The organism is Streptomyces dysideae (assembly GCF_001514305.1).
Classification (GTDB): Bacteria; Actinomycetota; Actinomycetes; order Streptomycetales; family Streptomycetaceae; genus Streptomyces; species Streptomyces dysideae.
This window is the reverse complement of the sequence record NZ_KQ949076.1, coordinates 231,852-254,840: the sequence shown is the minus strand read 5'-3', so window position 1 is coordinate 254,840 and position 22,989 is coordinate 231,852. Positions and strand designations below refer to the sequence as shown.

The 22,989-nt window shown below is 70.4% G+C and carries 24 protein-coding genes and 3 pseudogenes; 10 read left to right on the top strand and 17 right to left on the bottom strand.

Going from position 1 to position 22,989, the window contains the following annotated elements:
- Window positions 1–16: 16 nt before the first annotated feature.
- A complete protein-coding gene (locus tag AQJ91_RS04460; protein WP_067016556.1) occupies window positions 17–1,174 on the bottom strand; it encodes an alkaline phosphatase PhoX in 1,158 nt (385 codons plus the stop codon).
- Between the two features lie 190 nt (window positions 1,175–1,364).
- On the opposite strand from AQJ91_RS04460, the gene AQJ91_RS51815 reads away from it, so the two are divergent.
- Entirely contained in the window at window positions 1,365–1,937 is a 573-nt protein-coding gene (locus AQJ91_RS51815; RefSeq protein WP_067016554.1) for a hypothetical protein, read from the top strand.
- Window positions 1,938–1,978: 41 nt separating this feature from the next.
- Here the strand turns inward: AQJ91_RS51815 and AQJ91_RS55160 are convergent, their stop codons facing one another.
- Together AQJ91_RS55160 and AQJ91_RS55155 are read right to left on the bottom strand one after the other, a co-directional pair.
- Window positions 1,979–2,176: a helix-turn-helix domain-containing protein gene (locus AQJ91_RS55160; protein ID WP_234381830.1), complete on the bottom strand. Its 198-nt coding sequence runs from the start codon at window positions 2,174–2,176 to the stop codon at window positions 1,979–1,981.
- Between the two features lie 81 nt (window positions 2,177–2,257).
- A pseudogene (locus tag AQJ91_RS55155) lies at window positions 2,258–2,643 on the bottom strand (recombinase family protein); the annotation flags it as partial.
- 157 nt (window positions 2,644–2,800) lie between these two features.
- On the opposite strand from AQJ91_RS55155, the gene AQJ91_RS04445 reads away from it, so the two are divergent.
- Both AQJ91_RS04445 and AQJ91_RS04440 read left to right on the top strand, forming a co-directional pair.
- Window positions 2,801–3,466, top strand: a complete 666-nt coding sequence (locus tag AQJ91_RS04445) for an ArsR/SmtB family transcription factor (RefSeq protein ID WP_067016552.1) — start codon at window positions 2,801–2,803, stop codon at window positions 3,464–3,466.
- Window positions 3,463–4,800, top strand: coding sequence for an MFS transporter (locus AQJ91_RS04440; RefSeq protein ID WP_067016550.1), 1,338 nt, complete (start codon window positions 3,463–3,465; stop codon window positions 4,798–4,800). The genes AQJ91_RS04445 and AQJ91_RS04440 overlap by 4 nt, the downstream gene beginning before the upstream one ends.
- Before the next feature lie 34 nt (window positions 4,801–4,834).
- On the opposite strand, the pseudogene AQJ91_RS55150 reads toward AQJ91_RS04440, so the two are convergent.
- From AQJ91_RS55150 to AQJ91_RS04410, 7 genes and pseudogenes are all read right to left on the bottom strand, one after another.
- Window positions 4,835–5,014, bottom strand: a pseudogene (locus tag AQJ91_RS55150) (Tn3 family transposase); the annotation flags it as partial.
- Window positions 5,015–5,290: 276 nt separating this feature from the next.
- A complete protein-coding gene (locus AQJ91_RS04435) occupies window positions 5,291–6,058 on the bottom strand; it encodes an SDR family NAD(P)-dependent oxidoreductase (protein ID WP_067016548.1) in 768 nt (255 codons plus the stop codon).
- Window positions 6,059–6,128: 70 nt separating this feature from the next.
- Window positions 6,129–6,713 (bottom strand): TetR/AcrR family transcriptional regulator, encoded by a 585-nt coding sequence (locus AQJ91_RS04430; RefSeq protein ID WP_067016546.1) that lies wholly within the window; start codon window positions 6,711–6,713, stop codon window positions 6,129–6,131.
- Window positions 6,714–6,723: 10 nt separating this feature from the next.
- Window positions 6,724–7,158 (bottom strand): hypothetical protein, encoded by a 435-nt coding sequence (locus AQJ91_RS04425; protein ID WP_067016544.1) that lies wholly within the window; start codon window positions 7,156–7,158, stop codon window positions 6,724–6,726.
- A 271-nt stretch (window positions 7,159–7,429) separates the two neighbouring features.
- Window positions 7,430–7,780, bottom strand: coding sequence for a nitrite reductase small subunit NirD (nirD, locus tag AQJ91_RS04420; protein ID WP_067016542.1), 351 nt, complete (start codon window positions 7,778–7,780; stop codon window positions 7,430–7,432).
- Window positions 7,777–10,383: a nitrite reductase large subunit NirB gene (gene nirB, locus AQJ91_RS04415; RefSeq protein ID WP_067016540.1), complete on the bottom strand. Its 2,607-nt coding sequence runs from the start codon at window positions 10,381–10,383 to the stop codon at window positions 7,777–7,779. The genes nirD and nirB overlap by 4 nt, the downstream gene beginning before the upstream one ends.
- Entirely contained in the window at window positions 10,383–11,609 is a 1,227-nt protein-coding gene (locus AQJ91_RS04410; protein ID WP_067016537.1) for an NAD(P)/FAD-dependent oxidoreductase, read from the bottom strand. Before AQJ91_RS04410 ends, nirB begins: the two co-directional genes overlap by 1 nt.
- Before the next feature lie 278 nt (window positions 11,610–11,887).
- Here AQJ91_RS04410 and AQJ91_RS04405 point away from each other — a divergent pair, with 278 nt between their 5' ends.
- A complete protein-coding gene (locus AQJ91_RS04405; protein WP_067016535.1) occupies window positions 11,888–12,670 on the top strand; it encodes a sulfite exporter TauE/SafE family protein in 783 nt (260 codons plus the stop codon).
- 43 nt (window positions 12,671–12,713) lie between these two features.
- Entirely contained in the window at window positions 12,714–13,235 is a 522-nt protein-coding gene (gene cpt, locus AQJ91_RS04400) for a chloramphenicol phosphotransferase CPT (RefSeq protein ID WP_199847842.1), read from the top strand.
- A 16-nt stretch (window positions 13,236–13,251) separates the two neighbouring features.
- Here cpt and AQJ91_RS04395 read toward each other — a convergent pair whose 3' ends face one another.
- Window positions 13,252–13,893, bottom strand: a complete 642-nt coding sequence (locus AQJ91_RS04395; RefSeq protein ID WP_067016533.1) for a class F sortase — start codon at window positions 13,891–13,893, stop codon at window positions 13,252–13,254.
- 108 nt (window positions 13,894–14,001) lie between these two features.
- On the bottom strand, window positions 14,002–14,523 hold the full coding sequence (locus AQJ91_RS04390) for a hypothetical protein (RefSeq protein WP_067016531.1): 522 nt from the start codon (window positions 14,521–14,523) through the stop codon (window positions 14,002–14,004).
- Between the two features lie 280 nt (window positions 14,524–14,803).
- On the opposite strand from AQJ91_RS04390, the gene AQJ91_RS04385 reads away from it, so the two are divergent.
- Window positions 14,804–15,394: an NADPH-dependent FMN reductase gene (locus tag AQJ91_RS04385; RefSeq protein ID WP_067016529.1), complete on the top strand. Its 591-nt coding sequence runs from the start codon at window positions 14,804–14,806 to the stop codon at window positions 15,392–15,394.
- A 296-nt stretch (window positions 15,395–15,690) separates the two neighbouring features.
- Here the strand turns inward: AQJ91_RS04385 and AQJ91_RS04380 are convergent, their stop codons facing one another.
- Window positions 15,691–15,876 (bottom strand): DUF397 domain-containing protein, encoded by a 186-nt coding sequence (locus AQJ91_RS04380; protein WP_067016527.1) that lies wholly within the window; start codon window positions 15,874–15,876, stop codon window positions 15,691–15,693.
- 3 nt (window positions 15,877–15,879) lie between these two features.
- Window positions 15,880–16,767 carry a helix-turn-helix domain-containing protein gene (locus AQJ91_RS04375; protein ID WP_067016525.1) on the bottom strand — a complete coding sequence of 296 codons (888 nt, stop codon included), beginning with the start codon at window positions 16,765–16,767 and terminating at the stop codon, window positions 15,880–15,882.
- 300 nt (window positions 16,768–17,067) lie between these two features.
- On the opposite strand from AQJ91_RS04375, the pseudogene AQJ91_RS57700 reads away from it, so the two are divergent.
- From AQJ91_RS57700 to AQJ91_RS04365, 3 genes and pseudogenes are all read left to right on the top strand, one after another.
- Window positions 17,068–17,253, top strand: a pseudogene (locus AQJ91_RS57700) (ATP-binding protein); the annotation flags it as partial.
- A gap of 165 nt (window positions 17,254–17,418) precedes the next feature.
- Complete coding sequence (locus tag AQJ91_RS04370; RefSeq protein ID WP_067017200.1) at window positions 17,419–17,667, top strand: hypothetical protein; 249 nt, start codon at window positions 17,419–17,421, stop codon at window positions 17,665–17,667.
- A complete protein-coding gene (locus tag AQJ91_RS04365) occupies window positions 17,664–17,906 on the top strand; it encodes a hypothetical protein (RefSeq protein WP_067016523.1) in 243 nt (80 codons plus the stop codon). The genes AQJ91_RS04370 and AQJ91_RS04365 overlap by 4 nt, the downstream gene beginning before the upstream one ends.
- Window positions 17,907–17,931: 25 nt before the next feature.
- Here AQJ91_RS04365 and AQJ91_RS57285 read toward each other — a convergent pair whose 3' ends face one another.
- Both AQJ91_RS57285 and AQJ91_RS04360 read right to left on the bottom strand, forming a co-directional pair.
- Window positions 17,932–18,054, bottom strand: coding sequence for a hypothetical protein (locus tag AQJ91_RS57285; RefSeq protein WP_267891158.1), 123 nt, complete (start codon window positions 18,052–18,054; stop codon window positions 17,932–17,934).
- Window positions 18,055–18,154: 100 nt separating this feature from the next.
- Window positions 18,155–19,798 (bottom strand): M4 family metallopeptidase, encoded by a 1,644-nt coding sequence (locus AQJ91_RS04360; protein WP_067016521.1) that lies wholly within the window; start codon window positions 19,796–19,798, stop codon window positions 18,155–18,157.
- Between the two features lie 207 nt (window positions 19,799–20,005).
- Between AQJ91_RS04360 and AQJ91_RS04355 the strand changes: the two genes are divergently transcribed.
- Window positions 20,006–20,425 (top strand): gamma-glutamylcyclotransferase family protein, encoded by a 420-nt coding sequence (locus tag AQJ91_RS04355; RefSeq protein ID WP_067016519.1) that lies wholly within the window; start codon window positions 20,006–20,008, stop codon window positions 20,423–20,425.
- 155 nt (window positions 20,426–20,580) lie between these two features.
- On the opposite strand, the gene AQJ91_RS04350 is transcribed toward AQJ91_RS04355, so the two are convergent.
- Window positions 20,581–22,746: a molybdopterin oxidoreductase family protein gene (locus AQJ91_RS04350; protein WP_067016517.1), complete on the bottom strand. Its 2,166-nt coding sequence runs from the start codon at window positions 22,744–22,746 to the stop codon at window positions 20,581–20,583.
- Window positions 22,747–22,989 lie beyond the last annotated feature (243 nt).

Here is a 22,989-nt window from a genome sequence, read left to right as displayed (position 1 = left end):
GTGCCGCCATCAGGGGTTACGGGCGGAACGGCCCCTTCACCTCGTACGTGATCCCGCCCGACGAACTCCCGCTGGTGCCGCGCTGGCTGGAGAAGTACAGCCGCGTCCCGTCGGGGGAGAAGGCGGGCCCGGTGATCTCCGAGCCGGACTGGCCGTCGATGCGCAGGAACGGGGCCACCACGTCGTCCGGGGTGATCACGCAGATCTCCATGTTGCCGCCGTCCTCAGCGACGAACAGGTCGCCGGAGGACGAGCCCGTGACGTTGTCGACGCCGGTGAGCGGGGCGGTGCCGGACGTCACCAGGGAGTCGTCGTAGGCGAGTTCGACGGTCTGGGCCGCCGCGTTGTACTGCCAGACGCGGTTGTCGCCCTTCGTCGTGAACCAGCAGGTGTCGTCGGCGTAGTAGCAGCCCTCGCCGCCGGTGAAGCGCTTGGCGCCGGAGACCTGGTTGCGGGTGGCGGTGGCGCCGGTCGGGTCGGGGACCGTCGCCCAGGTCACCGGGCCGCTGGTGCCGGTGCCGGCGACCAGGACCTCCAGGGTGCCGGACGACAGGTCGCCCCAGGTCGTCGGCCGGAAACGGTAGAAGCAGCCGTCCGACACGTCCTCCGTCATGTAGATGACCTCGCGGACGGGGTCGGCCGCCGCGGCCTCGTGCTTGAAGCGGCCCATCGCCGCGCGCCGCGTCGCCGCGTTCGTGCCCCACGGGTCCGTCTCGTAGACGTAGCCGCGGTCCACCTCCTCGCAGGACAGCCAGGTGTTCCACGGGGTCCTCCCGCCCGCGCAGTTCTGCCGGGTGCCGGACAGGATGCGGTACGCCGAGGTGATCGCGCCGGTTGACGAGAACTTCACCGCGCTCGCGCCGCCCGAGGGGTTGATCTCCGAGTTGGAGACGTAGATCCAGCCGCTGCCGTCCGCGTAACAGGCGCCGCCGTCGGGTGCGTTGTGCCAGGTGTATGACGTGCCGGTGACTGTCTGCCCGGAGCGGGCTATCACCCGGCTGGTGAAACCGCTGGGGAGTCTGATGCCGTTGGCGTCCGGCGAGCCGAGGGCCCCGTACGGGCCCGTGCCGGGCTGGGCGGGGGCGGCGTACGCGGCGCCGCGCCACAGGGTTCCGCCGAGGACGGCCGAGGTGCCGCCGATGGCGGTCGCACGGAGGAAGGTACGACGTTCCACTTCTGCTCCAGGTGCCGTGACCGCCCCGCCGCCGGGGTCGGAGGCGGGGTTGTGCGTGTCGGACCCTAGGGGGACGTGGTTGACGGGGCATGGACAAGCCGTGACTCGTTGACGTACGGCGGCGACCGGCGCCGGTCATTGCCGGGATACGGCAATGACCCGGAGTGGGAGATGTGCGACGCTCCTCGGCATGAGGCGGAACTACAAGGTGCGGGCGGGGATCGGGGCCGGGACGAGTACCGTCCTGCTGACGCTCGCCGCGCTCACGTTCGTGCCGGGTGCGTCGATGTCGAAGGACGCCGCGGCGGGCGTGATGGTGCTGGGCCTGCTGGTCGCCGTCCCCCTCATGATTGTCGGCCTGGTCCAAGGCGCCCTGGCCAAGGCGGACAAGTCCACGATGTGGCTCGCGGTCCGGTGTCTTCCCGGCAGGGTGCAGGCGGGGCTCGCGGTACTGGGCGTCGCAGGCGCCGTACTGGGAGGAACGGTGATGGGCAGTCCGGCTGACCTGGCAGAGCCTCAGATCCGGAACGGCCTGTACTACGCGGAAGACCGCTCCGAGCGTCCCTGGAAGAGGATCGAGATCTCGTGCAGCCAGTACGAGACGATCGTCAGGAGCGACCAACGCGCGATGTTCACGATCCCGGGTGCGATGCTGGCCATCACTGCGTGTCTCACCCTCGCCTACGGGGAACTCAGCCGGGCGGACGCCGCTGCCGCCCAGGCCCATCAAGCCGGCAGCGCAGGTGCCTCCCTGCGTCTCTGACGCGCCGGTAAGAACCGTGTCACCAGCCGCGAACGGCGGTCTTACTCCGTCGACTGTGCAGGTCGGGGCAGCTCAGGCGTGGCCGTTGCGGCAGCGAGCGCGCGGCGGCCACCCTTGAGCTCGGGCACGTACTTGTAGATCGTGTTGCGGGACACCCCGAGAAACTTGGCGATCGAGGCGACAGTGTTCTCCGGACGGGTGAGCAGGTCGCGGTCGTGGCGGATCTGTTCGTCGGTCATGGCCGGCGGGCGTCCGAGGCGGGCCCCACGGGCGCGGGCGGCATCCAGGCCCTCGTTGGTGCCCTGCACGATGAGTTCACGGATGAACTCGGCCAGGGCGGCGAAGACGTGGAAGACCAGGCGCCCGCAGGGGTGGTGGTGTCGAGCGCCTCATGCAGCGAGGTGAAGCCGACGCCGCGCTTGCGTAGGCCGGAGACGATCGCGATGAGGTCCTGGATGGAGTGACCGAGCCGGTCGAGCGACCGGACGACGAGGTTGTCCCCGGGCCGGAAGTAGTCGAGCGCGGCCCACAGTTCCCCCCGTTCGGCGTCCTTGCCTGACTTCTTGTCGGCGAAGATCCGGATGCATCCCGCTTCGGTGAGTGCGTGGATCTGCCGGTCGAGCAACTGCCCCTTTGTGGACACACGCGTGTATCCCACAAGATCGCCGGTCCGCACGCCGACTTTCTGACGCCGTTTCACGTACATGATCCAGCGCTGATCCAGTCGTGAACCTCGGCTTCCCGATCTTGCCCAGGAATCGGTCGGTAAATGAGCAGCGGCACCTCGCAAGCGACCTGAACCGCAAAGAGTTCTTCGCGAAGGTCTCTTTGCGAAGAACTCTTTGCGGACTACCGTGTGCCGCATGGCTGATGCAGTGGAGAGGCCGGATGGCCCGAACGTTGAAGAGGACTCGGTTGTCCTGGATGCCAAGGGGCTGCGTGCCCTGGCGCATCCGGTGCGCGTGCAGTTGGTCGGGCTGCTGCGGAAGTACGGCCCGTCGACGGCCACCCGCCTCGCGGAGCGGCTGGGCGTGAATTCTGGTACGGCCAGCTACCACCTCCGGCAGCTCGACGCGGCCGGTTTCGTCGAGGAGGACACCGAACGCGGCAACGCGCGAGAGCGCTGGTGGCGTTCGGTGCACCGGACTACCTGGTTCAACGATCCGGAGCTGGCCGAACGGGAGCCCGAGGCCGCACTGGCCTACCAGCAGTCCGTCGCCGCCATCTACACCCTGCGCACACAGCAGACCCTGAACGGGCTTCAGACGATGCCCCGCGCATGGCGGAACACCTTCGACATGAGCGACTGGGCCCTGCGGCTCACGCCCGAGGAAGCCGCCGCCCTGTACCGGGAGTTGACGGAAGTCATCGCGCGCTACCGGCGAGACACGCCGGAGACGGCGGCAAGTGCCCCCGAGGGAGCCGAACGGGTCGCCGTGATCACGCAGATCCTGCCCGAACTGGATGCGCCTGCCGCGTCGTCGCTCCCTTCCGGCCCTCAGGAAGCGGAAGGAGGCCCGACGTCATGACCGACGACGCCTCGGAGGCCGACGGCATACCCGGCAAGAGGTCCTTACGGCCGCTGGGTGGGGTGCTGGCGGCCATGGCCGTGTCGCTGACCGGCACGCGGATCTCCGTTGTGGCACTGCCCTGGTTCGTCCTCGTCACAACCGGTAGCGCCACCCAGACCGGACTGGTCGCCTTCTGTGAGATGACTCCCTATGTGGTGGTCAAGGCGTTCACCGGACCGCTGGTGGACTGGATCGGCCCGCGGGCCGTTTCCTGGACCACCGATCTGGCCAGCGCGACCGCCGCCGCGGCGGTTCCCCTGCTCCACGCCCTGGACCTGCTCTCCTTTCCCCTTCTGCTGGTTCTGGTCGTTCTGATCGGCGCGGCCCGGGGACCCGGCGATTTGGCCAAGGAAGTGATGATCCCGGAAGCGGCCGAGCGCGGCCGGGTGCCGCTGGAGCGGGCCACCGGTCTGGCCGGTGTGACCGAGCGGCTCGCCTCCACGGTCGGCCTGGCGGCCGGCGGATCCCTGGTGGCGCTGCTCGGTCCCCTGACCGGGCTCGCCGTAAACGCGGGCTGCTTCGCCCTCGGATCGGTGATCATCAAACTCGCCCTGCCTCGCGGTATGGGGCACGCGGTCGAGGAAGCCCTCTCGCAGGCCGGGGGAACGGAACCGGGTTACTGGCGGCGGTTCGGCGAAGGCTTCACCTTCCTGCGCGGCGAGCCGCTGCTGCTCACCGTCATCGTCATGGTCGGCATCACCAACCTGCTGGACGCGGCGTTCACCTCGGTGCTCGTACCCGTCTGGGCCAGGGAGTCCGGCAACGGGCCGACCGCGATCGGCCTGATGGGCAGCGTGATGGGGGCCGCGGCGGTCGGCGGGAGCCTGATCGCCGCAGTGGTCGCGCACCGGCTGCGGCGGCGGGTGGTGGTTCTCACCGGGTTCCTGCTGGCCGGGGCACCGAGGTTCCTGATCCTCGCCTTCGATGCCCCGTTGGGGGTGGTACTGGCCGTCTTCGCGGTCAGTGGGTTCGGTGCCGGCTTCGTCAACCCAGTGCTGGGGGCCGTCCTCGTCGAGCGGGTGCCGCGCCGGATGCTGGGCCGGGGCAACGCCCTCGGTGACTCGCTGGCCTGGGCCGGCATCCCTCTCGGCGGGCTGCTCGCCGGGGCGGCGGTGACCGCTGTCGGACTCGTGCCGGTGCTGCTCGCCTGTGGCGCCGCGTACTTCCTCACCACGAATCTGGCTGGACTGCGGCCGGAATGGCGCGAGATGGACCGTACGCGTGGGCGCGGCGTCCCGAAGCCGCATTCCAAGGAAGACGCCTCACAAGGCAGTGCGAATGCAGCGACATGACGTTTACGGGAGGGAGGTGGACCATCACGCTCAGTTCGTCCTCGGTGTGGCCGTGGTCGCCGGAGGCGACGGCCTTGATCCCGGTGTTGGTGCCATAGGCGTAGATCGCCAGGAGCAGGCGCTCGGTCAGGACCTCCGCCGAGAGGGAGCCGCCGCCGGAGACCGAGGTGACCGCGTCCAGGCAGCCCGTGCGCAGCACGGCTTCCTTGAGCATGTCAATGAGCGGCACGATGCCCACCGGCGCCTGTACCTCGCCCTTGATCCTGCGCAGGTTGCGCGGCTCGGGCTGGGCCTCGGCCGGGGTCAGCCGGATCGCCCCGGACTTCCGCTCGGCGATGTCCAGCCAGTCCATCTTGGGCAGCCGGTCGTTCGGCAGTGTCAGTTCGGTGGTCATCTGCTCGCGCAGCTCGTCGACGAAGACCTGCGGGCCCAGAGGTTTGCGCCCGAGCAGCTGAGCGGGTGACATACGACCAGCTGAAGGCGTGACCGCTCAGGCCGTGGCCCCGCTGTCCACCACCAGGTCGGTGCCCACCACCGAGGCGGCGGCGTCCGAGGCCAGGTAGAGGACGGCGGCGGCCACCTCCTCCGTGGCCGAGATACGGCCGAGAGGGAGTGTGGCCCGCGCGCGCTCGGCGCGGTCGGCCTCCGTCTCGCCGGGGTGCAGCGACATGGGGGTGTCGACGGCACCGGGGCTGACCGCGTTGATACGGACGCCGTCGCGGATGTGGTCGAGGGCGGCACCCCTGGTGAGCACGGACACGGCGGCCTTGGAGGCGGCGTACGCGGCGGCTCCGGGGTGGCGGGTGTGCACGCCGAAGGTGGAGGCGACGTTCACGATCGCGCCGCCGGCCGGCTGGGTACGCATCCGCCGGATCTCGGCCTGGAGAGCGAGGAACACGCCGGTGACGTTGGTGTCGAGCTGGGTGCGCCAGTCCTCCTCGGACAGCTCGGCCAGGGGGCTGCCGCCGCGGAAGACGCCCGCGTTGTTCACCGCCACGTCGAGCGAGCCGAAGTGCTCCACGGTGGCCTCGACGACGGCCTGGACGTCGGTGGCACGAGAAACGTCGGCGGTGACGGCGAGGGCCTTACCACCCGCCTGCTCGATCAGGGCCACCGTCTCGTCGAGCGGTTCCTGCCGCCGCCCGGCCACGACGACCTGAGCCCCTTCCGCGGCGAACGCCAAAGCGATCGCACGGCCTATCCCCGAGCCCGCGCCGGTGACGAGAGCGGTCCTGTCGATGAAGCGAGTCCTGGTCATGATCTCCTCTTATTCTTGACCGATCGGTTCAGTATGGCGGCAAGTAAAAAGGCGCCGCCCGTCCTTCGGTTCAGTCGAGCAGCGCCAGCGCCTGTTCCGCCGCGTCCCGGACCCGCGACGGGTCCGACGACGCCTTGCCGACGACTCTGAGGCCCTGCAGCAGTACCAGCAGCATGCGGGCGAGGGTGAGCGGATCGTGGCCGGCCGGCAGTTCGCCCTGGGCTCGGGCGCGGACCAGTGCCGAGTGCAGCACGATCTCCAACTGGTCCCAGTTGCGCTCGACGCTCCGCGCGGCGGCCGGGTCGTGCGGAGCGAGTTCGGCCGCCGTGTTGGTGACAAAACAGCCGCTCCGGCGCAGTTCCTCGGCGGCCGCTTCGGTCGCGTAACTCCGGACCAGCGCGCGTACGGCGGGCAGGGCGGGCCCTGGCTGGGACAGCTTCCGCAGCATCTCTGGCAGCCGCCCCTGCTGGTAGCGCTCCAGCGCCTTCAGATACAACTCGCGCTTGTTGCCGAAGGTCGCGTAGATGCTGGCGCGTCCGATGCCGAGGTGCTCGACGAGGTCGGACATCGACGTCGCCTCGTAGCCGCGCTGCCAGAACAGCTCCAGGGCCGACTGCAGCGCGGCGTCCGGATCGAACTCCTTGGTCCTGGCCACGTGACGCAGCCTAGGTATTTCTGGAACGATCAGTCAAGGCAATTCTCGGCGGGAGCAGCCGGTCGACACACGGACCTTGTTGGACCAGGTGTTGGTGGTCACGTCGAGGGCCGGGTACGCCCCCGTCCCGGTAGAGGACCATCTTCACCGTGCCGCCGACGGTGGAGCTCTGGTCGTGCAGGTCGATTCCGTAGACGCCGATCGAGCTCGGCCGGCGTGTGGTCCACGCGTACGGGCTGTAGCCGTACGCCTTGCCCTCCACACCCTCCAGTGCCTGGCCCGAAGCCGGGGAGGCCGAGGCGGTGGCCGCCCTCGCTGGCTTCTTCGTGGTGGTCGTCCTGCCGTCCGCGCCGCATGCCGTCGTCGTGGCGACCGTTGCCGCGGTGAACTGGGCCGCGAGGCCGAGAGCGGTGGCGCGGGATGGGATGCGCGAGATGCCGTTCATGGTGTCCCCCGATGTCCGTCGGCCACGACCTGGCCTGGGCGGCCGATGCCCTGAGGGACACGGGGCCGCACACGGCGGTTGCGGGCGCGCGCGGGCCGGGGAGGGCGCACAGGGAGCCCGTCACCTGCGGCGTGGTCGGACCGGGCGGGCGTGCCGCAGGTCGCCGCCGCTGTTCGCAGGCCTGTACGCACGACGGGGTGGGCGACGGACGTAGCCGTTCCCACCCCGTGGGAGTAGGCGGCGTGGTCCCAACCGACCCGCCGCCGTAGGGTCAGGCCGCGCGCACCTCGTACGTGGCGACCCGCACCGACTCGTCGTCCAGGCACTGCCCGGACTGGAGGTCGAAGCGCTGCTTCAGCAGCGGCGAGGCCACGAACGGGCGGCCCTGGTGGGAGCCCGTCAGGCCGCGGGAGAGGACCGCCGCGCCGCAGAACGGGTCGCGGTTGTCGATGGCGTACAGGGTGCCGGCGCGGTCGCGGAACAAGGCCACCTGGCGGCCGTCCGGGAGCAGCGCGGCCACGCCGCGGCCCGGCAGCAGGGCGTTCAGGTCGCAGACCGTGAACCAGCCGTCCGCCAGCTGCAGTTGGACCTTCAGATCGGTCGTCTCGGGTGCCAGGGTCATCGCTGGGCGCTTCCTTCCAGGACGTCTTCAGCGGGGCGCATGCCGATGGACAGCAGCGGCAGGTCGGGCTTGATCTGGTCGCGCTCGGGGATGAAGCCGACGACCGGGTCGGGGGTGTCGGGCGCGTTCACGAAGGAGACGAAACGGGAGAGCTTCTCCGGGTCGTTGATGGTCTCCGCCCACTCGTCGCGGTAGTTGGAGACGTGCGCGGCCATCAGGGACTCCAGCTCCTCGCAGATGCCGAGGGAGTCCTCCACGACCACGTCGCGTACGTGGTCCAGGCCGCCCGGGATCCGGTCCAGCCAGACGCTCGTGCGCTCCAGACGGTCCGCCGTACGGATGTAGAACATCAGGAAGCGGTCGATCAGACGGATCAGTTCGGCGTCGGAGAGGTCCTTGCCGAGCAGGTCCGCGTGGCGCGGGGTGGCGCCGCCGTTGCCGCCGACGTACAGGTTCCAGCCGTTGGCGGTGGCGATCACGCCGAAGTCCTTCGACTGGGCCTCCGCGCACTCGCGCTGGCAGCCGGAGACCGCCGACTTCAGCTTGTGCGGGGAGCGCAGGCCCCGGTAGCGCAGCTCCAGGTCGATCGCCATCCGGACCGAGTCCTGGACGCCATAGCGGCACCAGGTCTGGCCGACGCAGGACTTCACCGTACGCAGCGCCTTGCCGTACGCGTGGCCCGACTCGAAGCCGGCGTCCACCAACCGGGCCCAGATCAGGGGCAGTTGCTCGACCCGCGCGCCGAACATGTCGATTCGCTGGCCACCGGTGATCTTCGTGTAGAGGCCGAAGTCGCGGGCGATCTCGCCGATCACGATCAGGCCCTCGGGGGTGATCTCACCGCCGGGGATGCGCGGGACGACCGAGTACGAGCCGTTCTTCTGGAGGTTGGCGAGGAAGTGGTCGTTGCTGTCCTGCAGGGCCGCCTGCTCGCCCTCCAGGACGTAGCCGCTCGCGCCGATCGTCGGGGCGAGGGACGCGATGATCGAGCCGACCGTCGGCTTGCAGATCTCGCAGCCGTCGCCGCCCCGGGCGCCGTCACGGCCGTAGCGGTCCAGGAGGTCCTGGTAGGTGTTGATGCGCAGGGCGAGGACGATCTCGTAGAGCTCCTCGCGGGTCTGGGAGAAGCAGCCGCACAGGCCCTTGTCGACCTCGACGCCGCCGGCCTCCAGCTCGGCGGTGACCAGCTGGCCGAGCACCTTGACGCAACTGCCGCAGCCCGTACCGGCCTTGGTGCACTTCTTCACCTCGGGCACGGTCGTGCACTGGTGGTCGGTGACCGCGCCGCGGATCGTGCCCTTGGACACGTTGTGGCAGGAGCAGACGATCGCGTCGTCCGGCAGCGCGGACGGGCCGAGCTGTGTCGGCGCCCCGGCACCGGCGGGCAGGACGAGGGCCTCCGGCGCGACCGGCGGAACCGAGCCGGTGAAGGCGCGCAGCGTGCCGTACGCCTCCGCGTCGCCGACCAGGATGCCGCCGAGCAGCGTGCCGTCGCGGCCGATGACCAGCTTCTTGTACAGGCCGGCGCGGGAGTCGGAGTAGACGACGTCGAGGCAGTCGTCGGTGGTGCCGTGCGCGTCGCCGAAGGACGCGACGTCCACGCCGAGCAGCTTGAGCTTGGTGGAGAGGTCGGCGCCGGTGAAGGCGGCCTCGTCGGCGGCGATGGTCGCGGCGGCCGTCTGGGCCTGCTCGTAACCGGGGGCGACCAGGCCGTACACCCGGCCGTCGGCGGCCAGCGCGCACTCGCCGATCGCGAACACGTGCGGGTCGCTCACCGTGCGGCACTGCTCGTCGACGCTGATGCCGCCGCGCTCGCCGACCGTGAGGCCGCAGTCGCGGGCCAGCTGGTCGCGGGGGCGGACACCGGCGCTGAACACCACCATGTCGGTGGCGAGTTCGGAACCGTCGGACAGCTTCATGCCGGTGACGGCGCCGGACTCGTCGGTGATGATCTCCTGCGTGCCCACGCCCGTGTGGACGGACAGGCCCATGTCCTCGATGGTGCGCAGCAGCGCGGCGCCGCCGCCCTCGTCGACCTGCACCGGCATCAGACGCGGCGCGAACTCCACGATGTGGGAGGTGAGTCCGAGTCCCTTGAGCGCACCCGCGGCCTCGAGCCCGAGCAGACCGCCGCCGACCACGGCACCGGTCGTCGCCTTCGCCTTCGCGTACTCCTCGATGGCGAGGAGGTCCTCGATCGTGCGGTAGACGAAGCAGCCCTCGGCGTCCTTGTTCGGGACGGGCGGCACGAACGGGTAGGACCCGGTGGCGAGCACGAGAACGTCGTAGTCGACGACGAGACCGGACCGGGCGGTCACCTTCTTCGCCTCGCGGTCGATCGTCTCCGCCGGGTCGCCGACGTACAGCTCGATGCCGTGGTCCTTGATGAACTCCATGTCGGTCATCGAGAGGTCCTCGGGCGTCTTGCCCGAGAAGTACGAGGTGAGGGCGACGCGGTCGTACGCAGGACGCGGCTCCTCGCACAGCACGACCACGCGGTGCGTGGCGGTCAGGCCGCGCTCGGCGAGCGCTTCGAGGAAGCGCTGGCCGACCATGCCATGGCCGACGAGCACGATCGTGGGGTTCGCCCCGGTGGCGGTCATCAGGAGCCTCCATCGTTGGTGAGCAGGTGGAGCAACGGGCCGCCGTCGGAGGGGAGCGGCTCTGCTCCCTCCCAGGCACGGGCCAGCGCGCCGACAGTGCCGAGTTCGCCGACGAGGACCCCGCCGACCAGGCGGTCGTCGCGGACGACGACCTTGCGGTAGGTGCCGCGGGTGGCGTCGGCGAGCTGCACGACGTCGTCGCCGGGGCGGGCCTCCGTCTCGCCGAACGCGGCGAGGTCGAAACTTCCGAGAGGGTCGCCCTGACCGGTGAGCGTGAGCCGGGTCAGCGAACGGGTGCCGGTGTAGCGGGCGTTGGCGTCACCGGCCAGCAACTCGGCCAGCGCGTCGGCCTGTTCGAGCGCCGGTTCGGCGAGCCCGTACACCGTGCCGTCGTGCTGCGCGCAGTCGCCGACGGCCCGGATGTGCGGGTCGGACGTACGCAGTTCGTCGTCGACGACGATCCCCTTGCGGACGTCCAGTCCCGCGATCTGCGCGAGGCCCACACGAGGGTGGACCCCGCAGGCCAGGACCACGAGGTCGGCGTCGAGGGCGTATCCGTCGGACATCTCCACCGAGCGGACCGCGCCGTTGACGCAGCGCACGTCGCGCACCCGGCACTCGGTGTGGACCTCGACGCCGAGCTCCCTGAGGTGCCGGAGCACGAGCTTGGAGGCCGCCGGATCGAGCTGACGCTCCATCAGCCGCTCGGACTGCTGGGCGAGAACGACCTGCGCGCCGCGCATCGCGAGCGCCCGGGCCGCGGAGACCCCGAGGAGCCCGCCACCGATCACGACCGCCCGCATCCCCGGCCGCACGGCCTTGGACAGCCCCAGGCAGTCGTCCATCGTCCGGAACGCGTGCACGCCCTCGGGCAGCACGTGGTCGGGGCTGAACAGTCCGCGCAGGGGCGGGAGCACGGGGTTGGAGCCGGTGGCCAGGACCAGCGTGTCGTATGTGATCTTCGATCCGTCCGCGCACTCGACGGTCCGCTCGTCGCGGTCGATGCCGGTGACCCGGGCGCGTGTCAGCTCCGCGGGCGCCGGGAGGGCGATCACGTCGGGGCTGTAGCGTCCGGCCAGCACCTCGGCGAGGAGCACCCTGTTGTACGGGCGGTGCTCCTCTTCGCCGATGAGCGTCACGGACGTACCGAGCTCACCGAGCCGCCGGGCGAGCCGTACGCCCGCGAGGCCGGCGCCGATCACCACCACACGCGTATTCGAGGTCATGTCTAGGAGCGTGCGGTGCCGGTGTTACCCGGCCGCATCACGTCTGTTTCCCGCGGGGAACGCTGCCCTCAGCGGGGGCCGGGCGGGGGTGTGAGGGTTCGGAGGGCCAGGTGGGGGCGGGGTGTGAGGTGGATGCGGCGGGATGGGGGTGAGGCCGTCCGAACCCCGGGTTTCCGTGCAGCCACCATCGTCTACGACCGCGTGGGATGGGGGCGGACACCTCCACAGCCCGCTATCTCGATGGACAGGACACCTATCCCCTCCATAGGGTCCCGATCATGCCCGATATATCGCTGACCACCGTCGTCGTCCTGTGCCTCGCGGCTTTCGCGGCCGGCTGGATCGACGCCGTGGTCGGCGGCGGAGGCCTCCTGCTCCTCCCGGCCCTCCTGCTCGGCCTCCCCTCCAGCACCCCGGCCGCGTACGCCCTCGGCACCAACAAGGCGGTCGCGATCGTCGGCACCTCGGGCGCCGCGGTGACGTACGCCCGTAAGGCGCCCGTCGACGTCCGTCTGGCCGTACGCATCGGTCTCGCGGCGCTGGCCGGCTCCTCCGCGGGCGCCTTCTTCGCGGCCGGTATGAGCACGGACGTACTGAAGCCCGTGATCATGGTGGTCCTGCTGGCCGTCGCCGCCTTCGTGATCCTGCGCCCCGCCTTCGGCACGGCTCCCGCGACCGGCCCCGCCTCCCGCCGCCGGACCCTCGCCGCGATCGGCCTCGCGGGCCTCGGTATCGGCTTCTACGACGGCCTCATCGGCCCCGGCACCGGCACCTTCCTGGTCCTCGCCCTGACCGCCGTCCTCCACCTCGACCTGGTCACCGCCTCCGCCACCGCCAAGATCGTCAACTGCTGTACCAACGCGGGCGCCCTCGCCACCTTCGCCTGGCAGGGCACGGTCCTGTGGCAGTTGGCCGCCCTGATGGCCGTGTTCAACCTCGCGGGCGGCACGATCGGCGCCCACACGGCACTGAAGAAGGGCAGCGGCTTCGTCCGGATCGTGCTGCTGACGGTGGTGTTCGCACTGGTGGCGAACCTGGCGTACGAGCAGTGGCTCGCGTGAAAACGAGTGGGGAGCCGTCGCACGGCCCCCTACCGTGACCCGTGTGACGACTCAGGTGATCGTGCTGAACGGCGGCTCCAGCTCCGGCAAGTCCGGGATCGTGCGATGTCTGCAGGAGGTGCTGCCGGAGCCCTGGCTGGCCTTCGGGGTCGACTCACTGCTCGAGGCGATGCCCGGTGCGGGGACCGGGATCGAGATCACCCCGGACGGCGCGGTGAACGTCGGCGCGGACTTCATGACCCTGGAAGCGGCGTGGGCGACGGGAATCGCCGCGATGGCCCACGCCGGCGCCCGGGTGATCATCGACGACGTCTTCCTCGGTGGAGCGGCCACCCAGGAACGGTGGCGCAAGGTCCTCGCCGGACTGGACGTGCTCTGGGCCGGCGTCCGCTGCGAGGCCGAGGTGGCCGCGGGCCGGGAGATCGCCCGCGGCGACCGGGTGCGGGGGATGGCCGAGAAGCAGGCGGAGCTGGTGCACCGGGGCGTGGTCTACGACGTGGAGGTGGACACCACACATGCGGAGGCGCTCATGTGTGCGCGGACCATCGCGGAGCGCGTGGGGTGACGAGGAGCCGCACGGCTCAGCGGCCGGTGCCGGTGCCGGTGAGGTGCGCGAAGACGACGACGTTGCCCTGATAGCCGGTCGCCCGTGAATACCCCCCGCCGCAGGTGATCACCCGCAGCTCGGGCCGCCGTGCCGCGCCGTACACCTTCTCGTCGGGGAAGTCCTTCGCGTCGTACACCTCGACGGCGTCGACCGAGAAGCGGGCGGTGCCGCCGTCCTGGCGGTCCACCTCGATGGCGGCGCCCTTCTTCAGGGCGCCGAGGCGGTAGAAGACGGCGGGGCCGTCGGCGTTGTCGACATGGCCGGCGACGATCGCGGTGCCCCGTTCGCCGGGGGTGGTGCCGGCCTCGTACCAGCCGGCGAGGTTCGGCCGTGCGGCGGGCGGCACGTCGAGGCTGCCGGTGCGGGTCAGGCCGAGGCCCGACAGAGGGGCGTTCACGCGGATCGACGGGATGCGGATGCGGTCGGGCGGCGAGGGCGGCAGCGCGGGCGCGGCGGGCCGCTCACCGGCAGGCCCGGTGGTGCGGGCCTGGGCGGGGGACGGCTGTGGCGGTGCGTGCGTCTCGCCGCCGTTGCGCAGCAGCCACGCGCCGGAGCAGAGGGCCACGACGGTGACGGCCGCTATGACGGCGTTTCCGGGGGTGCTGTAACTGCGCACACGAGCTCCCTGGGGGCGTCGGCCCTGTTCCCCCTCCGGGCCGCGAGGGGCATCGGACCCGGAGGGGGAAGGGGACATGCGGTACCGGCGGACAGCGGAGGGTGTCCGTCAGATCCCGTCGCCTCTCGCCCGGCGGTGCAGGAGCCAGGTACCGCCCGCGGCGGCGACGGCGAGAGCCGCCACGCCGGCCGCGGTCTGCACGGGGTCGGGGCCAAGCGCGCCGCCGACCCCCGTCTTCACACTTCCTCTCGGATGCACCTGTCCGCGCTGGGACGTCAGCGTGACCACCAGGTCGCCGTTGACCCGCCGGCCGCCCTCGGTGCAGGTCGCGACGATCTCGTACGTCCCCGGATGCGCGCTCGGTGGCACCCTGAACCGCCCGGTCGCGTCATGCCCCTGGGTACTCGGCGCTACCGTGAAGGAACCGGCGCCCACCGCGCTGGCATCGCCCGCCGCCGTATCGCCGTCCGCGCAGGCAACCGTGTTCACCGTGACCTGCCCGCCCGGCACGACCGAGGCCGGGAACACCGCGAGCCCGCCGTCGTCACCGCCGTACGCGGGCACGGCGACCGCACCCGCGGTGGCGACGGCGAGCGCGGTGCCGGTCAGCAGCCGGGCGGTACGGCGCATCGGTGCTCCTTCGAGCTGTTCGGTGTCCCCTGCCCTTCCGAGGTAAGTGGCAGCGGGCCGAACGCGCTTCCTGAGGGCGTGTCAGAAATGTGGTGAACGGGTGTCAGGCAGGGGCGCGGCGCAGCTGGACGGAGACGGTTTTCGGCAGGTCAGTGGCGTAGTACGGGCGTGTCGCGGAAGGGAACCCGAAGGGCGTACGGCGGGAGTGTGAACGGGTGACGCGACGCTCGGGACCGTCCCGCTTGACCTCAACAATGATTGAGGTATCAGGCTGTCCCGCATGAAGACGAACACCGCTCTCGAGTCCCTGAAGGTCACCCTCGTCATCGGCAGCAATCGCCACGGCCGCTTCGGGCCGGTGGTCGCGGACTGGCTCCTCGACCGGATCCGGCACCGGGAGGACCTGACCGTCGAGGTCGTGGACGTGGCCGGGATCGACCTGCCGACGTCCCTCGCCCCCACCCCGGAGGTGCGGGCCGAACTGTCCGCCGTCACCCCGAAGATCGCGGACGCGGACGCGTTCGTGGTCCTCACTCCCGAGTACAACCACTCCTTCCCCGCCGGCCTGAAGAACCTCATCGACTGGCACTTCACCGAATGGCAGGCCAAGCCGGTCGCCCTCGTCTCGTACGGCGGCGTCTCCGGCGGCCTGCGCGCCTCGGAACACCTCCGCCAGGTCTTCGCCGAACTCCACGCCGTCACCGTCCGCGACACCGTCTCCTTCCACGGCGCACACGCCTGCTTCGACGACGCCGGCCGCCTGAAGGACCCGTCGGGGCCGGACGCGGCGGCGAAGACGATGATCGACCAACTGGTGTGGTGGGGGCGGGCGTTGCGGGAGGCGAAGGAGAGGCAGCCGTACGAGGGTTGACATTTCGGTGGCAGATATGACAATTCGGCGTCGAGCGGGACCTCTTTGCGGCTTCGCTGCATTGACCGGCAGGGCGGCGAATGCCGTAGCCGTATCGGAGATCAGAGCGTGCCGAAGGAAGGCTGGCATGGGGGAAAGGCTGCGGCTTGCCGACGTCGAGCACATTCCGACGGACAGGCTTGTACCGCTGATCACTGCCCCGCTCGCTCGTCACCAGCCCTCAGTGCGCCGAGATCAAGCGCCGTGTCCTGGCGGCCTGGCGGACGGCACGTGGGTGGAGTCTGTGCGGCGGGGGTCTACAACTGCCCTTTGAATAGGGCCGTTTGGAAGACGGTCCAGGTAGTGGGGTGGAGGTGGAGGGAGGGGCCGGTGGGGTGCTTGGAGTCGCGTATGGCGATGGTGGTGGGGGTGTTGGTGGCGACCTCCACGCACTCGGCCTTTTCGTTGCTGTAACTGGACTTGCGGTACTTGAATTCAGGCACGGCTCACAGTTCCTTGCGCAGCTTGTCGAGGAACGACATCGACTCCCGCTCATCAAGGGTGAGCTCGGAGATCCGCTCGAACAGCTCATTGTAGGCCGCAGCAGCCTCGCCGCCCTCCACCCAGCGTTCGACGAAGGGAGCCTCCACGTATACGACGTCCATCGCGCCCGGGGCCGCGAACGAGATGATGTTGAACGAGCCGTTCAGGCCGGGGTGCGTACCAGCGCCGAACGGGAGAATCCGCAGGTCGATGTTGGGCAGGTCGGCCATCTTCATGAGCTCTTCGAGCTGACCTCCGGCTGTCGCCGCACCGCCGGGGAAGTTGCGGAGAACCGCCTCGTAGATCACCACCCGCAGTGAGAGCGGTGGGGCGTCGGAAAGACGCCGTCGGCGAGCGAGTCTTGCGGCGATGAACTCCTCGTCCGTCTCCGGGCCCTTGGTTACGTCGGTTGCCGGACTCTCTCTCAACGTCCGTACGTACTCCGGTGTTTGAAGCAGCCCTGGAATGAATGCCGGCTGCCAGATCTTGATGCCTGTCGCCGCGCTTTCCAGCGCGACGTACTCCTGCATGACACCGGGGATGTTGAAGTCGTCCCACCAGCCCTTGGCCTTACGGCGCTCACGGTCGACGCCGGCCAGTTCCAGGAGGTTGTTCACGACGGCGGGGTCATGGATGCCATAGAGATCGCACAGGGCCCGGATGTCCGGGTCGCGCACGGGCACCCATCCGCCCTCCATCTTGGCGACCTTGGCCGTTGAGGCGGAGAGGGCGTTCGCGGCCTGCGGCTGTGTGAAGCCGGCCGAGGTGCGCAGCCTGAGAAGTTCGGCCCCGAGCCTGCGCCCCAGGACGCTGGTTGTGCTGTTGCCCTGCCGTGCCTGACTCGCTGTCACCTAGCCGCTCCTTCGGTGCTGTCGCGGCCAGTCTGCTGTGCGCAGGGCAGGGCTGGCAAACACGATCGGTGGATATCTACCGGGAAGAGGTTGAATTGATCGCAGGACGGCCACTACCTTGCGTTGTGAACCGATCGCAGAGCGGCGCCGGTTGGGACACGGCGCAGCTCGCCCCTGCCCGGAAGTGAGCGATATGACTGAGGTTCCCCTCCAGTACGACCGCTCGACTACACCCCGTTCCCCAAGAGCGTCACTCTCGCCCGTCGCCGAGCCCACCGACTCCTCACTGACTGGGTCCACCCCGAACTCGCCGCCGACGCCGCCCTGTTGGTCTCGGAGCTGGGCGGCAACGCCGTACTGCACGGCAGCCTGCGCGACCGCCTCTTCCGCGTCGAACTCACCCTCACCGAGGACGCCGTGCGCATCTCCGTCTCCGACCCGAAAGGCGAGTTACTGCCGAGCCCGCGCATCGCGACACCGGACGACATGTTCGGGCGCGGCCTGCTCATCGTGCGTGAGGTCGCCGACCGATGGGGAGTGAGCGAGCTGGCCGTCGGCAAGTCCGTGTGGTGCGAGCTGGATGCCGTACGGCAGGCCGCACCCGCCGACTACCGTGACGTCATCGAAGCCCCGCCACCAAGGAGGATGACCGTGGCCGAACCGTTGAAGACCTTCGTCGGCGGCGTCGAGGTCGAGGTCCCCAACAGCATCCCCGACATCCGCGCGGCGCTCCCGGAGGAACGGCGTGACGAGTTCGACCAGGCCATCAGCGAGGCCGGGGTGCACGAGATCCACGCCGTCATGCGGCACTGGATGCTGGAGGCCGTGCCCGACCCGGAGGCCGAGAAGCTGCTGGAGCGCCTCGCTGCCGACGAGGCCGAGAGGCGGGGCGTCGCTTGAGCCACCGCATCAGCTACGCACCGCCCGCCGACGACACCTTGGCCAAGATGCGGAACGGCGAGGCGTTCAGGGAAGCCATGGAGCGGACCATTGGACGCGATCCGTACGGACACGGCTCGACCGCCGTCAGAGGAGAGCGCGACCGGCGCGAGGCCACGGTGCTCGGGGCCATCGCGCAGTATCACGTCTCGGGATCCGTGCTGACCGTCACCGTGGTCAGGCTCGTCCCCGGACTGTGAGCAGCCTGCGCCTGCGAAAGACGGGTCACCCCGCCGCCACCCCTGTACTCCACTCCGCCCACCGCGGGAACTGCTCGCCGACGAGCCGGGCGACCAGCGCGGCGTCGATGTCGAGCTCGTCGGCGTGCATCTTGGCGGCGGGCGGCATGGGGCTCCATCGGGTCCATCGGGTAGCGGGCGGCAGCGGAGCGTATCCAGGCGTACGAGACCGCTGCCACCGCTTTTCCGACCGCGGGCCGGCCCCTGTTTCAGCCCACGTTCACCGCACTCCACGCCGCCGCCACCGCGCCGTACTCCGCGCTCCCGGCCCCGTACAGATCCTTCGCGGCGTTCAAGGTCGCCGTACGCGCGCCCGCGTAGTTCGTCGAGGACGTCATGTAGACCGTCAGGGCCCGGTACCAGATCTTGCCGACCTTGTCCCGGCCGATGCCGGTCACCGAAGAGCCGTCGCAGGTCGGCGAGTTGTAGCTGACGCCGTTCACCGTCCTCGAGCCGCTGCCCTCCGCCAGCAGGTACGCGAAGTGGTTGGCGACGCCGGACGAGTAGTGGACGTCCAGCGTCCCCGTCGTCGCGCTCCAGCAGTCCACCGAGTTGCCGTCCTTCGACGGCTTGTCCATGTAGCGCAGGGCGTCCCGGCCGAAGCCGGAGCGGACGATCTTCTCGCCGATGAGATAGTCACCGGCGTCGGACGAGTTGCCGGCGTAGAACTCCACCAGCGTGCCGAAGACGTCGGACGTGGCCTCGTTCAGGCCGCCGGACTCGCCGGAGTAGGTGAGGGCGGCCGTCTTGGACGTCACGCCGTGGGACATCTCGTGGCCCGCCACGTCCAGCGACACCAGCGGGCCGAGCTGCGTCCCGTCACCGTCGCCGTACGTCATGCAGAAGCAAGTGTCGTCCCAGAAGGCGTTGTTGTAGTCGGTGCCGTAGTGCACGCGGTTGTAGGAGCCCTTGCCGTCGCCCGCGATGCCGTTGCGTCCGTGGACGTTCTTGAAGTAGTCCCACGTCACGTCGGTGCCGTACTGCGCGTCCACGGCCGCCGTCGCACGGTCGGTCGTCGTGCCGGTGCCCCAGTGGTTGTCGGTGTCGGTGAACTGGGTCGACGGGGCGCGGTCCAGACAGATGCCGAGGATGCACAGGTCGGTCTTGTTCTCGGCGTCGCCCGTGTACGTGTTCCCGCGTGTCGGGTCCTTCAGCTGATACGCCGATCCCGACGCCGTCGTCTCCAGCGGCACCGTGCCGCCGTACAGCGACTTCCCGTCGCCCGACGCCGTCTCGATGCTGTCCCAGGCGTCGATCTGGGTGCCGGTGCGGGCGTCCGTGAGCACGGTCCGGGCGACCGGGTTTCCGAGGGAGTCCTGGGCGACGGCGTTGGTACGCCAGGCCAGCCTCGGGGCGCCGTGCAGGGCGTCGACGACCAGCTCGGGCTCGGCGGTGAGCCGCTTCAGGGTCTCACCGAGGTTGGCGGCGCGCAGGGCGTTGGCGGCGAGGTCGGCGGCCTTGGGGGCGGACAGCCTGGGCGTCACGCCGGCCAGCGATATGGAGCTCTTGGTCGCGCGGGAGGCACTCCGGTACGTGCCGTCCTCGGCCATGTGCACGACGAAGTCGCCGCCAAGAACCGGGAGCTGACGGTACGTCCGGTCGTACCGCACATGCTGCGAGCCGTCCGCGTCCACGACGACGTCCCGGACGGCGGTGCCCTGCGCGGCGGTCAGCCCGAGACTCGCGGCCCGCGCCACCAGCACCGACGCGGCGTTCTCGACCGCGTCGGCCACGGTCGGTCCGTCGTCCGCACCGGCGCCGGGGGAGAGGGCGGCGGCCAGCAGGGTGACGGCGGTGGCGGCGACACCGGCGGTCGCGAGACGGGAAGCTCGGACGTGCCGAATCCGACTCATAGGACTCCTCAGGGAGGGGTGTTGGGGGAGGTCCCTGAGTTCTAAGCCGTCCGGACATGTCATGTCCATAGAGGGCGTGTGGGGGTGTGTGAGGGGGCGGAACCGTTTCTGCGAAGGCGGTGATCCTTGTGTGCGCGGTACCGTCGGCTCCGCGCGCCAGGTCGCACGGGCCGCCCGCCCTGTTCAAGCCGCTGAGGAGTCGGCCGAGTGAGACTGCCCTTCTTCGTCTACGGCACCCTCCGCCCCGGCGAGCCCAACCACGACCACTTCCTGCGGGGCCGTACGCAGGCGGAGGAACCGGCGCGGCTGAGCGGCGCGTTGCTCTACGACGGCCCCGGCTACCCGTACGCGGTGGAGACCCCGGCCGGCGACGGCACCGTTCACGGCGACCTCGTCACCGCCCGCCCCGAGCGGTACGGCGAGCTGCTCGCCGCCCTCGACCGGCTCGAGGAATACGCCCCCGGCGACCCCCACAACCTCTACGAACGCGTCGCCCGCGAGGTGACCCGCGCCACCGACGGCACCGCCGTACGCGCCTGGGTGTATGTCTCCGCCCTCGCCGTAGCCGCCCACCTCCGCACCCACGGCAAGCTGATCGAGAGCGGCGACTGGGCAGCCAGGGGGTGATGGGCGGATGTGTTCCACCGGGCGAAAGTAAAGGGCCAGGTCACGGAGTCGGAGGATGGGGCTGGGGTGTAACAAAGCCGCCAATCACAGCCCCAGCCGACCCCTGCGCCGCCCTCTCTGCCTGCGCCCCCCTCTGCCTGTGCCCCTGCCTGCGCCTACCCCTCAACCGCCTCCACCCGCACCGCACACACCTTGAACTCCGGCATCCGCGACGTAGGATCCAGCGCCGGGTTGGTCAGCGTGTTCGCGCGGCCCTCGCCCGGCCAGTGGAAGGGCATGAAGACCGTGTCGGGGCGGATGCCCGTCGTGATGCGGGCCGGTGCCACGGCACGCCCTCGGCGGGACACCACCGCCACCGGGTCACCCTCCGCCGCTCCGAGCCGTGCCGCCAGTCGCGGGTGCAGCTCGACGAACGGGCCAGGCGCGGCGGCGTTCAGCTCGGCCACGCGGCGGGTCTGGGCGCCGGACTGGTACTGGGACACGACCCGGCCGGTCGTCAGCAGTACCGGGTACTCGTCGTCCGGTTCCTCCGCCGCCGCCCGATGGGACACGGCGATGAACCGGGCCCGGCCGTCCGGCGTGGCGAACCGGTCGAGGAAGAGGCGAGGGGTGCCGGGGTGGGGCCCGGCGACGGTGTCGTCCTGCACCGAGTCGTCCCCGGTCACCACATCCAGCGAGGCGTCCTCGGACTCGCCCTCACCCTCGCCGTCGGCGGCCGGCGCCGGACACGGCCAGAACACGCCGTTCTCCGCCACCAGCCTGCGGTACGTGATCCCGGAGTAGTCCGCCGGCCCGCCCGCACTCGCGCGGCGCAGCTCCTCGAAGACCTCCTCGGCGTCGGTCGGGAAGCCCTTCTCCACACCCAGGCGCGCGGCCAGCTCGTGCATGACCTCCAGGTCGCTGCGGACGCCCTCCGGCGGGGTGATCGCACGCTGCCGCAGCAGCACCCGGCCCTCCAGGCTGGTCGTCGTCCCCGTCTCCTCCGCCCACTGCGTCACCGGGAGTACGACATCCGCGAGCTCTGCCGTCTCCGACAGGACCACGTCACAAACGGCAAGGAAGTCGAGCGACTTGATGCGTTCCTCGATGTGTGCGGCACGCGGCGCCGACACCACCGGGTTCGACGCCATCAGCAGGAGCGAGCGGATGTCCGTGCCCAGCGCGTCCAGCAGCTCGTACGCACTCCGTCCCGGTCCGGGGAGCGAGTCGGGGTCCACGCCCCACACCTCGGCCACATGCCGCCGCGCCGCCGGGTCGTCCAGCTTGCGGTAGCCGGGCAACTGGTCGGCCTTCTGGCCGTGTTCGCGTCCGCCCTGCCCGTTCCCCTGGCCGGTGAGGCAGCCGTAGCCGCTCAGTGGCCGGCCCGCCCGTCCCGTCGCCAGGCACAGGTTGATCCACGCGCCCACCGTGTCCGTGCCCTTGGACTGCTGCTCGGGCCCGCGTGCGGTCAGCACCATCGCGTGCTCCGGCTCGCAGAACATCCGTACCGTCTCGCGGAGTTGGGGCACGGACACGCCGGTGATCCGCTCCACGTACTCCGGCCAGTGCGCCATCGCCGCGGCCCGCGCGTCCTCCCAGCCGGCCGTGCGCTCGGCGACGTACTCCTCGTCGACCCGCCCCTCGGCGACGACCACGTGCAGCAGACCGAGGGCCAGCGCGAGGTCGGTGCCCGGGCGGGGGGCCAGGTGCAGGTCTGCCTGCTCGGCGGTCTTCGTGCGGCGTGGGTCGATGACGATCAGCTTGCCGCCGTTCTCCCGCAGCTCGTGGAAGAAGCGGAGCGACGGCGGCATGGTCTCCGCGAGGTTCGACCCGACCAGGATCACGCAGCCCGTCTTCGGGATGTCCTCCAGCGGGAAGGGCAGCCCCCGGTCGAGACCGAACGCCTTGATGCCGGCCGCCGCGGCCGACGACATGCAGAAGCGGCCGTTGTAGTCGATCTGTGAGGTGCCCAGCACCACGCGCGCGAACTTGCCGAGCGTGTACGCCTTCTCGTTCGTCAGACCGCCGCCGCCGAAGACCCCGCACGCGTCCGGACCATGTTCCCTGCGCGTGCGGCCGAGGCCCTCGGCGATACGGTCCAGTGCCTCGTCCCAGGTGGCGGGCACCAGCGTGCCCCCGGAGCGCACCAACGGGGAGGTCAGGCGTACCTGGGACGAGAGCACCGCGGGTGCGGTACGGCCCTTGCCGCACAGCGCGCCCCGGTTCACCGGGAAGTCCGTGCGCTCCGTCACCTCGACGGTCCCGTCCGGGGCCGGCGTCAGATTCATCCCGCACTGCAGAGCGCAGTACGGGCAGTGCGTGGGCGTCGCGGAGTTCGGCATACCAGTCAGCGTGCTTCCGGCGTGTTACACGCGGGACGGCTCACTGTTACGCGGCCGGGACGGTGACCTCCCCGTCGCCGCCCGGCCGCCGTGAGGCGCGCAGGCGCCCCGATCTGTGTTGCCGCGGGTGGTGCGGAAGTTGCCGCTGTGGTGAAAGACGCCACATGTGGCTCATTTCGTTCTGTAGTTGGCCGGTCACGCCTTGTTGAGAGTTGAAAAGCCGGGGCTACAGTCGTGCGCACG